The sequence below is a fragment of the Eggerthella timonensis genome (assembly GCF_900184265.1).
Lineage (GTDB): Bacteria > Actinomycetota > Coriobacteriia > Coriobacteriales > Eggerthellaceae > Eggerthella > Eggerthella timonensis.
The window spans coordinates 1736966-1751295 of the sequence record NZ_FXXA01000002.1 but is presented as its reverse complement, the minus strand read 5'-3'; the positions used below and the strand labels follow the sequence as shown (position 1 = coordinate 1751295).

Below are 14330 nucleotides of genomic sequence, written 5' to 3'. Positions count from 1 at the left end.
GTTTTTCGACGCGAATGATACCGCACAAGGAGCATTCGCCGCGGCCACGCGCGGCGAATGGCGAAAAATCGCACAGAACGAGCCTGCGCCCCGCAAAACGGGGCGCAGGAGACGCGATCGTTCGAAACGGGGCGGGCTACGCCACGCCCGCCGCCATGAGCGCCTGCGTGGCCTGGTACATGGTCACCGAGAAGTACACCATGAACGCCACCGCCACCGAGCAGAGGATCTTCGCCACGATGTGCCAGTCGCTCCTCCAGCACAGCACGATGCCCACCGGCCAGAACACGACGAGGAAGAAGACGATCCAGAACGTCTGCTTGTACCAAACCTTCTGGTTCGGCTCTTCGATCAGGTCGTTCGCGTTCTTGCGCAAGTCGCGCTTCAGCCAGTCGCCCGCGCGACGGTCGTCGTCAGCCATGCCGATTCCTTTCCCATGGCGCGCATCCGCCCGCGCGCCCGCCTTTTCGTCTATCCTACCACGCCCGTCGAGCAGCGCGCGTCAGTTCAGCCCGACGTACTCGGGGTCGAGCGCGTCGTCCAGGTACTCCTGGACCGGCGGCTTGCCGTAATCGTGCACCTCGGACACATGCCAGCATTCGGTCTTCGGCATCCCGGGGATACGGTCGGCCACGAACACCGGGTCGACGCCCTCCTTGCGCTGACGGGTGTAGTCGTCGAGCGCGGCGAGCGCCCACTTGCCCAGGAAGAGCAGGGCGATGAGGTTCACGAGGGCCATGAAGCCCATGAAGATGTCCGCGAGGTTCCACGCCAGGTCGAAGCTGTTCACCGCTCCGTAGAACACGACGCCCAGGCACACCAGGCGGAACACGAACAGCAGCGCCTTGCTGTCGCCCTTGATGAAGCGCAGGTTGTTCTCGGCGTAGAAGTAGTTGCCGATGAGGCTGGAGAACGCGAAGGCGAAGATGGCGAACGTGATGAAGTGGATGCCGAACTCGCCCACGGAGTTGTTCACGGCCATCTGCACGAGCGGCATGCCGTTGAGCGCGGCGGCGGCTTCCGGATCCTGCGCGTAGAACACGAGCACCATCATGGCCGAGCACGTGCAGATGAGCAGCGTGTCGATGTACACGGACAGGCTCTGCACGAGACCCTGCTTGCAGGGATGCGACACCGACGCCGTGGCGGCCGCGTTCGGCGCCGAGCCCATGCCGGCCTCGTTGGAGTACAGGCCGCGCTTGATGCCGAGCATGACCACCGAGCCCGCGAACCCGCCGAAGATGGCCTGGACGTCGAACGCCGAGGCGAACACCATGGCGAACACGCCCGGCAGCTCGGTGATGTTGGCGAGGGTGGTCCACACCGCGATGGCGATGTAGCCGATGGCCATGATGGGCACGATGATGGAGGTGATCACGCTGATGCGCTTCGCTCCGCCGAAGATGACGAACGCGGTCATCACCGCCAGCACGATGCCGCAGGCGATGGCCGTGCCGTTCGTGGCGTAGTCGGGGATGTAGTACTCGAGCGCCGAGGTGGCGTTGAAGGCCTGCAGGCCGTTGAAGCCGAACGCGAAGCACAGGATGAGCAGCACGGCGAACAGGATGCCGAGCCAGCGCTTGCCGAGGGCCTTCTCGATGTAGTAGGCCGGGCCGCCGCGGAACTCGCCTTCCTTGCCGCGCACCTTCCAGATCTGCGCGAGGGTCGACTCGACGAACGCCGAGGCCGCGCCCACGATGGCCATGAGCCACATCCAGAACACGGCGCCCGGGCCGCCCGTGGCGATGGCCGTGGCCACGCCGGCGATGTTGCCGGTGCCCACGCGCGAGGCCGTGGACACCATGAGCGCCTGGAACGACGAGATGGAGCGCTCGCCTTGGACGTGCTTCTTCTCCGTCAGCTGCGTGAACATGTCCTTGATGAAGCGGATCTGCACGCCTTTCGTGCGGATCGTGAAGTACACGCCCACGAAGACGAGCAGGATGAGCAGGATGTACGTGTACAGAAACCCGCTCACCTCGCCGGTGATCCCGACGAGCAGTTCGTTGAAGTCCATAGGTGTTCCTCCCCTTTCCTAGAACGAGGCACGCCGCCGCCCTTCCCGAGGCGGCGGCGCGCACGCTTAGCCGAGCTTCTTCGCCAACAGCTCGTTGATGAGCTTGGGGTTGCCCTGGCCGCGCATCTCCTTCATGCACTGGCCCACGAAGAACCCGATCAGACCGGTCTTGCCGCCCTGGTACTGCGCCACCTTGTCGGGGTTCGCGGCAAGCACCGCGTCGATCACGGCCTCGATGGCGCCCTTGTCCGACACCTGCTTCATGCCGCGCTCCTCCACGATGGCCGCCGGGTCCTTGTCCTCGTCGAGCACGGCCGCGAACACCTCTTTGGCCTGCTTGGACGAGATCGCGTCCTCGGCCTGCAAGCGCACGAGCTCGAGCGCGCGGGCGGGCGAAAGCGCCGTGTCGGCGAGCTTCACGCCGTCTGCGGCGTTCAGATAGGCGGTCACGTCGTTGATGACGAGGTTCGCCACCGGCTTGGCCAGCTTGGCCGCGTCCGGCCCGGCAAGCTCCATGCACGCCTCGAAGAAGTCGGACGTCTCGCGATGCTCCACGAGGTGGCGCGCATCGTAAGCGCTCAGGCCGAACGCGTCCTCGAAGCGGCGCGCCTTCTGGTCGGGCAGCTCCGGGAGCTTGGCGCGCACTGAGTCGATCCACGCGTCGTCGAGGTCGTAGGGCGCGAGGTCCGGGTCGGGGAACAGGCGGTAGTCGTCGGCCGTCTCCTTCACGCGCATCACGATGGTGCGCTTGGCCGACGGGTCCCAGTGCCGCGTCTCCTGGAAGATCTGGCCGCCCTCCTCGAGCACTTCCGCCTGGCGGCAGATCTCGTAGGCCAGGCCGTCGTGGAGGTTCTTGAAGCTGTTCATGTTCTTGAGCTCGGTCTTGACGCCGAACTCCTTGGCGCCGCGGCGGCGCAGCGACACGTTGCCGTCGCAGCGCATGCTGCCCTCCTCCATCGAGCAGTCGGAGATGCCGAGCGCCAGGTAGATCTGGCGCAGCTTCTGCATGAACAGGCGCGCCTCCTCGGGCGTGCGCAGGTCGGGCTCGGTCACGAGCTCGGTGAGCGGCGTGCCGGCGCGGTTGTAGTCCACGAGCGAGTGCGTGGCCCCGGCGATGCGGCCCTCGCCGCCGCCAATGTGCACCATCTTGCCCGCGTCCTCCTCCATGTGGATGCGCGTGATGCCCACGTGGGCGGTGTAGCCGTCCGCCGTGCGCGTCACGTTGCCGCGGCTCTCGCCCACGTCGAGCCCGTCCAGGTCGACGCGCTCCTTCGCGGCCGCGCCGTCCACGTCGAGGTCGAGGTGGCCGCGCATGCAGAAGGCGACGGGGCCCTGCGTGGTCTGGTAGTTCTTCGACATGTCGGGGTACATGTAGGTCTTGCGGTAGAACATCGAGTGCTTCTCGATGTCGCAGTTCGTGGCCAGGCCCGCCAGCACGATGGACTCGATGGCCGCGCGGTTCGGCACGGGCAGCGCGCCGGGCATGCCGAGGCACACGGGGCACGTGTGCGTGTTCGGCTCGGCGCCGAACTCCAGCTTGCAGCCGCAGAACATCTTGGTGTCGAGCGTCGTGAGCTCGGCATGGATTTCCAGGCCGATGACGGCCTCCCAGTCCTGCAGCACCTCTTCGAGCTTCCTCATGGCTACTCACCCGCCTTTCCGTCGTCGAGCAGGCCGGGCAGGTCGACGCCGGAGACCGCGTCGGCGGCGTCGGGGATGTTCGCCGTCGAGCCTTCCGGGAGGGGTCGCCCGGGGGCGAAGGCCGGGGCCACGGGGGCCGGGCCGTACACGGTTTCCAGCGCGGCGGCCACGCGCAGCATGTTCTCGTCCTTGAACTGCGGCGAGATCAGCTGCACGCCCACGGGCAGCTGCGTCTGCGCGCCCAGGCCCACCGGCAGGCTCATGCCGCCGTTGCCCGCGATGTTGATGGAGATGGTGAACATGTCCGACAGGTACATGTCGGTGGGATCGCTCACCTCGCCGAACGTGAACGCTGTGCGCGGCGACACAGGCGCGACGATGCAGTCCACCTGCTCGTAGGCGCGCGCATAGTCCTGCGTGATGAGCGTGCGCACCTGCTGCGCCGGATAGTAATAGGTATCGTACACGCCTGCGGACAGAAGGTAGCTGCCCAGCATGATGCGGCGGCGCGCCTCGGGGCCGAAGCCCTTGGCGCGGCTGGCCTCGTACTGGCCGCCGAGGTCCTTGTGGCCGGGATCGCAGTAGCCGTAGCGCACCGAGTCGAAGCGCGCGAGGTTGCTGAACGCCTCGCAGGGGCCCAGCACGTAGTAGGCGCTCATCGCGGCTTGCGCGTTCGGCAGCTCCACCTCGACGATGTCGGCGCCGAGCGCGCGCAGGTGCTCGACGGCCTCCTCCACCTTGGCCTTCACCTCGTCGGTGAGACCGCGGGCCTCCATGAACGCGGGCACCACGCCGATGCGCATGCCGCGCACGCCCTCGGCCAGGTTCGCCGTGAAGTCGACGTCCACGGCCTGGCTCGTGCAGTCGAGCGCGTCGCGGCCGGCGATGGCGCCCAGCGCATACGCCGCGTCCTCCACCGAGCGCGTGAACGGGCCCACCTGGTCAAGCGAGCTGCCGAAGGCCACCACGCCGTAGCGGCTGACCACGCCGTAAGTGGGCTTGACGGCCACGGTGCCGCAGAAGCTGCCGGGCTGGCGGATGGAGCCGCCCGTGTCGCTGCCCAGCGTGATGGTGGCCAGGCCCGCGCCCACGGCCGCCGCGCTGCCGCCCGACGAGCCGCCGGGCACGCGGGCGAGGTCCCACGGGTTGCGGGTGGGGCCGAAGGCGCTCGTCTCCGTGGAGGAGCCGAACGCGAACTCGTCCATGTTGAGTTTGCCGAGCGGGATGCCGCCGGCGTTGATCGTGCGCTCGACGCACGTGGCCGTGTAGGGCGACACGTAGTTGGCGAGCATGGTCGACGAGCACGTGGTGTGCGTGCCCTTCAGGTTCATGTTGTCCTTGAACGCCACGGGCACGCCGGCCAGAGGCCCGCACGCGTCCAGCGTGCCGACGGCCACGGCGGCATCGAGGGCGGCCGCCTGCTCGAGCGCCAGCTGCTCGGTGGTCTCGAGGAACGCGTGCGTGGCGCCGTCGAGCGCGCGCACGCGCGCAAGCGAGCTCTCGGCGATCTCGCGGGCCGAGAAGTCCTTGGCGGCGAGGCCGGCGCGGACCTCGCGCACGCTCATCGCGGCGAACGCGGGTGCGGAGGAAGCCATCAGCGATCGCCCCCCTCTCCGAGGATCGACGGGATGAGGAAGCTGCCGTCCTGTTGCTTCGGCGCGTTCTCGAGCGCCGTATCCTGCGTGAAGGAGGGCGCTTCGACGTCCTCGCGCATGACGTTGGAAAGGCCGCCGATGGGGTGGAACGTGGGCTCCACTCCTTCGAGGTCGTATTCGGTGATGGGCTTCAGGCTGTCGATGATGGCGTTGAGGTCGGCGGTCATCTGCGCCACCTCGTCGCCCGACAACCCGATGCGCGCGTATTCCGCGATGCCGCGGACGTCGCGCTCGGTGAGATGCTGGGTCATAGGGCCTGCTCTTTCCTTCTCTCGTTTTCACGCCTCGGCCCCGGCGCAGCGCGCCCGGAAACCGAAGGTGGAACAGGTGAAAACATAACGCCGTCCATAATAGCAAACCTTGCGGCCCCCGCAGCCCCGCACGCCCGCGCCGCACGATTTTTCTCGAAGGGAAGGGCGTCTTTCGGCCCCTGATCCGCAGAATCACCCGCTTCGGGTGTAGAACCCACCCGTTCGTCGGCTGCCCTGCCCCCCGCCGCGCGGTATATCGTCCGGGGCATAGAAACCGCACCGAAACGAGGGAAGGGAACCAATCATGACGAAGGGCGATCAGAACATCCAGACCACCGCGATGGGCGGCAGGGCCATCGGACGACGAGACTTCCTGCGCGGGGCGATCGGCTCGGGCGTGCTCGCGGCCATGTCGATGGCGGGGCTCTCCGGATGCGCGCCGAGCCAGGCGAGCGCGAGCGAGGCGCGCGACGGCGGGTCGTACGACGTGATCGTCGTCGGGGCCGGCGGCGCGGGCATGACGGCTGCCATGAGCGCGCACGACGGCGGCGCGCGCGTCATCCTTCTGGAGAAGATGGCCGTGGCGGGCGGCAACACCTGCTTCGCCGAGGGCGGCATGAACGCCTGCTGCACCAAGCTGCAGAAGGAGGAGGGCATCGAGGACAGCGTGGACCTGTTCGCGTCCGACACGTTCAAGGGAGGCCACGATCTGGGCAACATGGATCTCATCCGCTACATGTGCGAGAACTCCAACGCCGCCATCGAGCGCCTCGCCGAGCGCGGCATGAACCTCACGAAGATCTCCACGTCCGGCGGCGCGTCGGTGCCGCGCATCCATCGCCCCGAAGACGGAAGCGCCGTGGGCAAGTACCTGGTCAAGCATATGTGCGAGCAGTGCGCCCAGCGCGGCGTCGACGCCGTCACCCACATGGGCGTGCAGGAGATCCTCATCGGCGACGACGGGAACATCGCCGGCGTGCGGGCGCTCGACGACCGCAGCGGCCACCTCGTCGACTACCACGCTCCCGCCATCGTCATCGCCGCGGGCGGGTTCGGCGCGAACCACGAGATGCTGGCGCAGTACCGTCCCGAGCTGCGCGAGGCCGTGACCACGAACCAGCCCGGCGCGCAGGGCGACGGCATCCTGCTCGGCCAGGCCGCAGGCGGCGACATCGTGGACATCGAGCAGATCCAGGTGCACCCCACCGTCGAGCAGAGCACGTCGATCCTCTTGAGCGAGGGCATCCGCGGCGACGGCGCCATCCTCGTGAACGCCGACGGCAACCGCTTCACCGACGAGCTGCTCACGCGCGACGTGGTGTCGGCCGCCGAATGGGCGCAGCCCGGCGGTTGGGCGTTCGCCGTGTTCGACCGCAAGGTCTACGACGAGAACAAGAGCATCAAGGAGAAGTTCGAGGAGAAGGACCTCGCCCTCTCCTCCGACACGCTCGAGGGCCTGTGCGAGCTCATGGGCGTCGACGCGGCCAACTTCGCGGCCACGATGGAAGCGTACAACGGCGCGATAGCCGACGACGTCGACGACCCGTTCGGCCGTTGGAAGAGCCGCTACCCCATCGACGAGGCGCCGTTCTACGCCATCAAGGTGGCGCCGGGCATCCACCACACGATGGGCGGCCTGCGCATCGACACCGAGGCGCGCGTGCTGGACGCGAGCGGAGACCCCATCCCCGGCCTGTTCGCGGCCGGCGAGGTGACGGGCGGCATCCACGGCGGCAACCGCCTTGGCGGCAACGCCATCTGCGACATCAACGTCTTCGGCCACCGCGCCGCGGAAAGCGTGCTGGAGTTCCTCGGCCGCTAACAGCAAGCCCTCCCTCCCGAGCGACGGCGGCCAGCGGGCCGCCGTCGCCGTTTTTCCGAGGAGCAGCCGTCCCCGAGGCGACGACGCCCGCGCAGCCCGCGTTTTCCGTTCCCGAGGCGACGGCGCCCGCGCAGCCCGATCCCGCCGCCCGCTTCCATCGCCCGCTTCCGCTATACTGTGACCCGTCGGAGCAGAGATACGATAGGGAGCGGGTTGCATGGGAAACGCGGTTGACGGACGATCGGATGCACGGGGGTTCTCCGCGTTCCTCGCGCGGCACCTGCCGCTCTTCTCGATCAACTTCCTGGGCCTCGTGGCCGTGCGCATCTGGATCCAAGCCGACCTGTACGATCGCTACACCTCAACCGACTCGGGGATCATCACCATCGCGGCCAACCTGCTGCGCGCCGTGCTCATCCTGGTCATGCTCGCCATCATCGCGCGCCGCGGGTTCTCGCCCAAGGCGCAGAACGCCCTGAGCCTCGTCTCGGCCGCCGCCATGACGGCGGCGAGCGCGCTGTTCCTGCTGGAGAGCGTGTACCCCAGCCAGACGCTCGTCGCGTCGGCGTGCGCGCTGGCCGGGTTCGGCATCATCTGGGGCGGCGGCATGTGGATGTGCTTCTACGTTCGCCTGCGCCCCGCAGAGGCGCTGCTGTACGCGTTCCTGTCGCTTGCGGCCAGCTCGTTTCTGGGGCTGTTCCTCGGCATCGTCCCCGAAAACGTGGCGCTCCTCGCAGCCATCCTCATGCCCACGTTGTCCTGCATCGCGTTCAAGCGCGCGCAGGCGCTGCTCGACGCGCGCGCAGACCGCGAGGCGCCGGGCGTCCGCGAGGATGCCGCGCGCCCGCCCGAGCCGGTGTACGATCGGGAACCGCGTTCCACCTTCGTGCGGCTGCTCGCCGGCGTCGCGCTGTTCAACCTGGCCCTCGGCATCGCGCGCGGCTTCCCCTCGGGAGCCTCCATCGAGCTTCCCCTCCTCTTCCAGGCCCTCCACCAAGTCGGGGCGGTCGCGCTCTCGCTCGGCGTGATCGGCTGGGCGCTCGTGGCGGGGCGCACGCTCAAGTTCTCATCACTGTGGAACGTCGCCGTCACGCTCGTGGTGGCCGGCGTGCTGACGCTCGCCTCCATGAGCGAGCCCCTGGCGCCCTTCGGCGCCATGCTCATCGCGGCGGCGAACACGTTCTCGCTCGGGCTTTTGTGGTACAGCTGCTACGACATCGCGCGCCACAGCAGCTGGGCGCCGTACGCCATCCTCGGGCTGGGATGGGTCGCGCACATCCTGCCGCGCGAGCTGGGACGCGCGCTCATCTGGGTCGTCGAGCCCCACTCGGCGGCAGCCGTCGGCATCACCACCGTCATCGTCCTTCTGCTGGCGGTGAGCATGGCGCTGCTTTTGGGCGACTCCATCCCGCGCACGCGCCCCCTGTTCGCCGATTTCCGCACGCGCGGAGGGGGCATCGCGAGCAGCATAGCCGCCCATGCGCAGGCGGCGCTTGCCGGCGGCGGCGCGGCTGCGGACACCGACGCCGCCGGCGACACGCTGACGCGCCAGCTCGAGCAGCTGAAGCGGCGCTACTTCCTCACGGAGCGCGAGCACGAGGTGGTGGCCCTGCTCGCGCGCGGGCGCAGCAAGACCGCCATCGGCGAGAAGCTGTTCCTGTCCGAGAACACGGTGAAGACCTACGTCAAGAACGTGTACGCGAAGCTCGACGTCCACACCAAGCAGGAGCTCCTCGACCGCATCGACGAGCAGCCCCTCGACTAGCCGTCGCCGCCCGCGGAAGGCTGCGCCCCCGCGCCGGAGCGCAGCCGGGCGGAGCACGGTGCTCGAACGGATGTTTCACGTGAAACATCCTGGCCCTTCCCGGTTCGACGCGCAGCCTGCGGACAAGACATCCCGCCAGGGAGTGCCGCCGCGCGACGCGGCGGCGGCACGCGGCGGCGTAGGGGCGCGCGGCGGAAGCTGGGCGCGAATCGAAAGCTGTGACAATCTCGGGGGCGGATTCCTCTCCGAAAAACCCGTTTGAGACAAGAAAAGGCCAGGTGGCGTTTCGCATCGCCGTTGCAACAGGGGTTCCGGAACCCTTGTTTTTGTCATGACTGCCGATTTGCGCCCAAAACGTCGAGGGTCGACCCCCTCTTGGGCGCAGACGCGCAGCCGAGACGCCATCCTGGGCGAGCACACGCCCGCCGTCTCCCGAACGTGCGAAGCGAGCCGAAGGATGTCGCGCTCCTGCACCCGACGCACAGCCCTCTGCACCCTACGGCGCTCTGCGCGGATCGGCAGCCCCTCCCCCGCCCGCCTCTCCCGATAATTCTCCAAATACCCGTTGACGCCTTATACTATGTGTCATATAGTATAAGGCGAAAGGAGGTATGCGATGGATGCACAATTGAAGCGAGGGTTTCTCGATGTCTGCGTGCTCGCATCGATCAACCGCCAAGACTCGTACGGATACCAGATCGTCAAAGACGTGCCGTCGAGCCTGCATCTTACGGAATCGACGTTGTATCCCCTGCTCAAACGATTGGAAACAGCAGGATTGCTGACGGTGTACGCCGTTGAGCACAACGGACGTCTGCGCAAGTACTATCGCATCACGCCCGCCGGGGTCACCTACCTCGACGAGTTTTTGAAGGAATGGGACGACGTTTTGGACGTCTACGAGTATGTGAAACGAGGTGCCAACCGATGAACAAGACCGAGTTCTTGGATGCGCTGCGGCGCGCGCTCGGCAAGCTGCCGTCGTACGAGGTGGAGCAATCGATCGCGTTCTACGCCGAGATGATCGACGATCGCGTGGAGGACGGCATGGGCGAGCAGGAGGCCGTGGCAGCGCTCGGCCCAGTGGACGCCATCGCGGCGCAGATCATCGCCGAAACGCCGGCCATCCCGAAGGCCATCGCGAAGGCGAACACCGGCAGCCGCACGCTCAACATCGTGCTGCTGGCAATCCTCTCCCCCATCTGGGTGACGCTGGCGCTGGCGTTCGTCGTCGCGGTGTTCTCCATCTATATGGCCATTTGGGCCGTCGTCGTAGCGCTGTGGGCCGTGGTGGTCGCGCTGCTGGTGTGCGCGCCCGTCGGCGTGTTCGGCCTCGCCTGGTGCGCGGCCATCGGATTCCCCCTCTCGGGCATCTGGATCTTCGGCTGCGGCTTGGCCTGCGCGGGCATGGGGCTGTTCTCCTGGTTCGGCGTCCTCGCCGCAAGCAAGGGCCTCATCAACCTCACGCACTCGTTCGCCCGCTGGGTGAAGGGGCTGTTCATCAAGCTGCAGCGCAACGACGCCAGCCCGATCGCACCGGAAGGAGCAGCCCATGTCTAAAGGTAAGAAGACATTGCTCATCGTCGCAACGGCCCTCGTCGTCGGAGGCTGCGCCATCTCCTTCGGCGCGTTCGCGGCAGCCGGGTTCAACCCTGAGAACCTGTCGACCGAAGCCCGCAACTGGACGTCCACCACGAAGACGTTCGATCCCGAGGCGGAAAGCCCCCACACCGCCATCGTCTTGCGCGACGCGGGCGAGAACGTGCGCTTCGAGGCGACCGACGGCGACGCCATCGAGGTGACGTACTGGACGAACGAACGGAAGCGCTTCGACGTGGCGGACAGCGGCGGCACCATCGCCATCGAGGGCTCGCGCGAATCGTACATCGGCATCATGATGATAGGATCGTTCGAGGATCACACCACCGTCGTGAAGGTGCCGCGCAGCTACACCGGCACGCTCGACATCGACCTCATGGGAGGCAACGTGGATATCGCCGGCCTGGAGGACCTGAGCTCCGTCACGGCGAAGACCGCGAGCGGCGACATCGGGCTCGCCCGCCTCGTCGCGAATGACGTCGTGACGAGCGCGGCCAGCGGCAACGTGCAGGCGACGGACGTTCGGTGCTCGTACCTGAGCGCCACCACGATGAGCGGCAACGTGCAACTCTCCGACATCGAAGCGTCCGAGATCGTGAAGCTCGACACCGCGAGCGGCGGCCAGCTGTTGCGGGGCGTGAGCACCCTCGCCCTCGATGCGCACATGGGCAGCGGCGACGTTCTGGCGACGGAGGTGTCCGCCACCGACGCGAAGTTCGACGCCGTAAGCGGCAACGTGAGCGTCTCGTTCGCCGGATCGGACAGCGAGTACGCCATCGAGGCCTCGTCGGTGAGCGGCGACGTGCACTCCCCGGCCGGCAGCTCCACGGCGTCGCGCCACGTGAGCGCCCATACGATGAGCGGCAACGTGACGCTCACGTTCTCCGGCGGCGGCGCGAGCGTCAACAGCGGCGGCGACGGCACGCCGAACTCGTCGTCCGTCCCGGAAGCTCCGGAGGCCCCCGATGCCCCCACGGCGCCCGAAGCTCCCGCAGCTCCGACCCTCTAAGCGCCCTCCCTCCCTGCGCGAAAGCGCGATGAAGGCCCGCAGCATCCGCTGCGGGCCTTCCGCATGGGGGCGATCACGCCTCGTCGGCGGCCATGTCGAACAAGATATAGTGCGACGGCGTCTTCGCGCGGACCGTGATCTCGCGCGTGGCGGTGATCTCGGCCGCGTCGCCCTCGGCCAGCTCGTTGCCGTTCACCATGCCTTCGCCTTCGATCTGGATGAGGTAGGCCTGGCGCGCCGGATCGAGGTCGTAGTACAGCATCTCGTCCGCGCCGATGGCGCTGACGAGCACCCTCATGTCCTGATGGATGCGGATGGGTGCGAAGCCCTCCTCGCCCGAGGCGATGGGCATCCACTTCCCCACGCGATCCTCCCAGTCGAAGCGGTGGTCGCCGTAGTTCGGCTCCACGTTCTTCTCGTCGGGCAGGATCCATATCTGCAGAAAGCGCAGCGGCTCGCTCGTGTCGTTGAACTCGCTGTGCATGATGCCGCTTCCGGCGCTCATGTACTGCACGTCGCCGCGTTCGAGCCTGCTGCCGTTGCCCAGGCTGTCGCGATGGGTGAGCTGGCCGTCCACGACGTAGCTGATGATCTCCATGTTGTCGTGCGGATGCGTGTCGAATCCGCCGTGCGGATCGAACCGGTCGTCGTTGACCACGCGCAGCGCTCCGAACTTGATGTTGTCGGGATTGTAGTACTCGGCGAACGAGAAATGAAACAGGCTGTGCAGCCAACCGCGGTCGCTGCGGCCCATGTTCTCGTGCTTGATGACCTTGATCATGGCGAATCGCTCCTTCTAGTTGTCGTTGAAGCGATCATAGCGTGCGCCCGCGCGGCACGCGTGGCGATTGCATGTCGCGCACGTAACGAGATGATGAGGGGCATGCTCAACGGGCAGGCGGCAAAGCGGGAGCAGGCGCGAAGCGTCCCGGCTTCCGACGGCGTCCTGCGCCCAAAGACGACGAATTAGGGGCTGCGATGCTCCACGTAAAACATTCGTCCTGACTCCCCTGTTCGGCGCATAACCCTCTGTCGAGCCTGCCCGCCCGCTCCGCTTTCGTGCAGTATTCACCCACATGTTGCGGTATTTGCGGCACCGGGAGCGGCACGAGGCGACGCGGCGAAGGGCGACCTGGGAAAACGCTCCCGATCGGAAAGACACGGGGCCGCGGGGAGCCCGGATTCGCAACATGTGGGTGAAAACCGCGCATCGGAGACGCGCGCGGGATGCCGTAGCTCGTTCGATTACGCGCCGAGCGTGGAGTGCGGGCGGATGTTTCACGTGAAACATTTGTACGTGCTGCGACTTCGCGCCGGCGTGCGGCCCCTTCCCTCCGCGCGGATCGCGCTTGCGGGCGAAGGGGCGCGTTCCGTGCCGGCTCGCGATGCGCGCGGCATGCAGTCGGCGCGACGCGGGACGTATCGCTCCCCGACGACGCCCCGCGCCCAAGACGGGACCCGAACATGCGAGCTTCCAAGAGCAAGGTCGCTCGCGAACGCATGCGCCACCGGAGCCCTCCGCATGCTCTTGCGTCCCACCCTCCCGTTGTTCTACTTACCCACTTGATTATTCTAGTATTATAGAATAATATAACGATAGAACAAAGGGGCCGCCGAGACGGCAGGGGAGCGCGAAGGGAGGATCGGGGTTCCACGGTGCCGACGAGGGCGCCGATGCGGTCGTCCGGGTTGCCGGATGCCGCCAGCTACGGACGAGAGCAAGGTTCAACGAGAAAGGGGGACGCCATGACGAAGTACGGCATGGTGATCGATTTGACACGGTGCACGGGATGCCAGACCTGCGTGGTGACGTGCCAGATGAACAACAACCAGAGGCCGGGCGTGCATTGGAGCACGGTCGACACGATCGAGCAGGGGGAATGGCCCGACGGCGACCGCTTCGCCCTGCCCCACGCCTGCATGCACTGCGACGACGCCCCGTGCGTGCACGCCTGCCCCACCGCCGCCAGCTCGCAGCGCGCCGACGGCATCGTCACGGTCAACTACGACGCGTGCCTTGCCTGCGGGGCCTGCGTGATGGTGTGCCCCTACGAGGCGCGCACCATCAGCTTCAAGGACGAGTGGTACTTCGGATCCGCCGAAGCCGCGCCCTACGAGAGCTACGGCACCCCGCACGCGGACGTGGCCGAGAAGTGCATCTTCTGCGCCGGACGCGTCGACGAGGGCGGGCTGCCCCACTGCGTGGAAGCCTGCCCGATGGCCGCTCGCATCTTCGGCGACGTGGACGACCCCTCGAGCGAGATCAGCACGTACATCAAAGAGAGCAACGCCGAGAACCTGCGCGGCACGTCGCTGTATTATGTAAAGGGCGACCGCGATTTCAGCCTGCGCGAGACGCTCATGACGAACATCTCGAACGTGCCCAGCATCGTAGCGAGCGAGGCGGATCCAGCCGGTCCCCAGGGCGAGTTCCAAGGCCCGAACGCCGCGGTGATCGGAGTCGGCGCGGTGGCGGTAGCCGCCGTGGCGGCCGGAGCCGGGTTCGCGGCGGGCAACGTCCGCGGCAAGAAGCACGCAGCAGGCAGCACCGAGGGAAGGGAAGGCGAGTAA

General features: G+C 67.2%; 12 protein-coding genes. 6 read left to right on the top strand and 6 right to left on the bottom strand.

All coding sequences use genetic code 11. From position 1 onward, the window contains the following. Window positions 1-136 precede the first annotated feature (136 nt). From C1A15_RS07260 to gatC, 5 genes are all read right to left on the bottom strand, one after another. A complete protein-coding gene (locus C1A15_RS07260; protein ID WP_101721936.1) occupies window positions 137-421 on the bottom strand; it encodes a holotricin-3 in 285 nt (94 codons plus the stop codon). 81 nt (window positions 422-502) lie between these two features. Continuing rightward, window positions 503-2017, bottom strand: coding sequence for an alanine/glycine:cation symporter family protein (locus tag C1A15_RS07255; protein WP_101721935.1), 1515 nt, complete (start codon window positions 2015-2017; stop codon window positions 503-505). Between the two features lie 66 nt (window positions 2018-2083). Further along, entirely contained in the window at window positions 2084-3658 is a 1575-nt protein-coding gene (gene gatB, locus C1A15_RS07250; RefSeq protein ID WP_101721934.1) for an Asp-tRNA(Asn)/Glu-tRNA(Gln) amidotransferase subunit GatB, read from the bottom strand. 2 nt (window positions 3659-3660) lie between these two features. Further along, a complete protein-coding gene (gene gatA / locus C1A15_RS07245; protein WP_245864963.1) occupies window positions 3661-5253 on the bottom strand; it encodes an Asp-tRNA(Asn)/Glu-tRNA(Gln) amidotransferase subunit GatA in 1593 nt (530 codons plus the stop codon). Next, window positions 5253-5564: an Asp-tRNA(Asn)/Glu-tRNA(Gln) amidotransferase subunit GatC gene (gene gatC, locus C1A15_RS07240; RefSeq protein ID WP_101721933.1), complete on the bottom strand. Its 312-nt coding sequence runs from the start codon at window positions 5562-5564 to the stop codon at window positions 5253-5255. Before gatC ends, gatA begins: the two co-directional genes overlap by 1 nt. 304 nt (window positions 5565-5868) lie before the next feature. On the opposite strand from gatC, the gene C1A15_RS07235 reads away from it, so the two are divergent. From C1A15_RS07235 to C1A15_RS07215, 5 genes are all read left to right on the top strand, one after another. Next, complete coding sequence (locus C1A15_RS07235) at window positions 5869-7386, top strand: flavocytochrome c (RefSeq protein WP_101721932.1); 1518 nt, start codon at window positions 5869-5871, stop codon at window positions 7384-7386. Between the two features lie 217 nt (window positions 7387-7603). After that, the gene (locus tag C1A15_RS07230; protein ID WP_101721931.1) at window positions 7604-9151 is read left to right on the top strand and encodes a helix-turn-helix transcriptional regulator; all 1548 of its coding nucleotides are present in this window, start codon (window positions 7604-7606) and stop codon (window positions 9149-9151) included. Between the two features lie 616 nt (window positions 9152-9767). Further along, the gene (locus C1A15_RS07225; protein WP_101721930.1) at window positions 9768-10082 is read left to right on the top strand and encodes a PadR family transcriptional regulator; all 315 of its coding nucleotides are present in this window, start codon (window positions 9768-9770) and stop codon (window positions 10080-10082) included. Further along, a complete protein-coding gene (locus tag C1A15_RS07220) occupies window positions 10079-10711 on the top strand; it encodes a DUF1700 domain-containing protein (protein WP_101721929.1) in 633 nt (210 codons plus the stop codon). The genes C1A15_RS07225 and C1A15_RS07220 overlap by 4 nt, the downstream gene beginning before the upstream one ends. Beyond that, window positions 10704-11759 carry a DUF4097 domain-containing protein gene (locus tag C1A15_RS07215; RefSeq protein ID WP_101721928.1) on the top strand — a complete coding sequence of 352 codons (1056 nt, stop codon included), beginning with the start codon at window positions 10704-10706 and terminating at the stop codon, window positions 11757-11759. The genes C1A15_RS07220 and C1A15_RS07215 overlap by 8 nt, the downstream gene beginning before the upstream one ends. Before the next feature lie 73 nt (window positions 11760-11832). Here the strand turns inward: C1A15_RS07215 and C1A15_RS07210 are convergent, their stop codons facing one another. Beyond that, window positions 11833-12540: a pirin family protein gene (locus C1A15_RS07210; RefSeq protein WP_101721927.1), complete on the bottom strand. Its 708-nt coding sequence runs from the start codon at window positions 12538-12540 to the stop codon at window positions 11833-11835. A 965-nt stretch (window positions 12541-13505) separates the two neighbouring features. On the opposite strand from C1A15_RS07210, the gene C1A15_RS07205 reads away from it, so the two are divergent. Then, window positions 13506-14330 carry a 4Fe-4S dicluster domain-containing protein gene (locus C1A15_RS07205; RefSeq protein ID WP_180953025.1) on the top strand — a complete coding sequence of 275 codons (825 nt, stop codon included), beginning with the start codon at window positions 13506-13508 and terminating at the stop codon, window positions 14328-14330.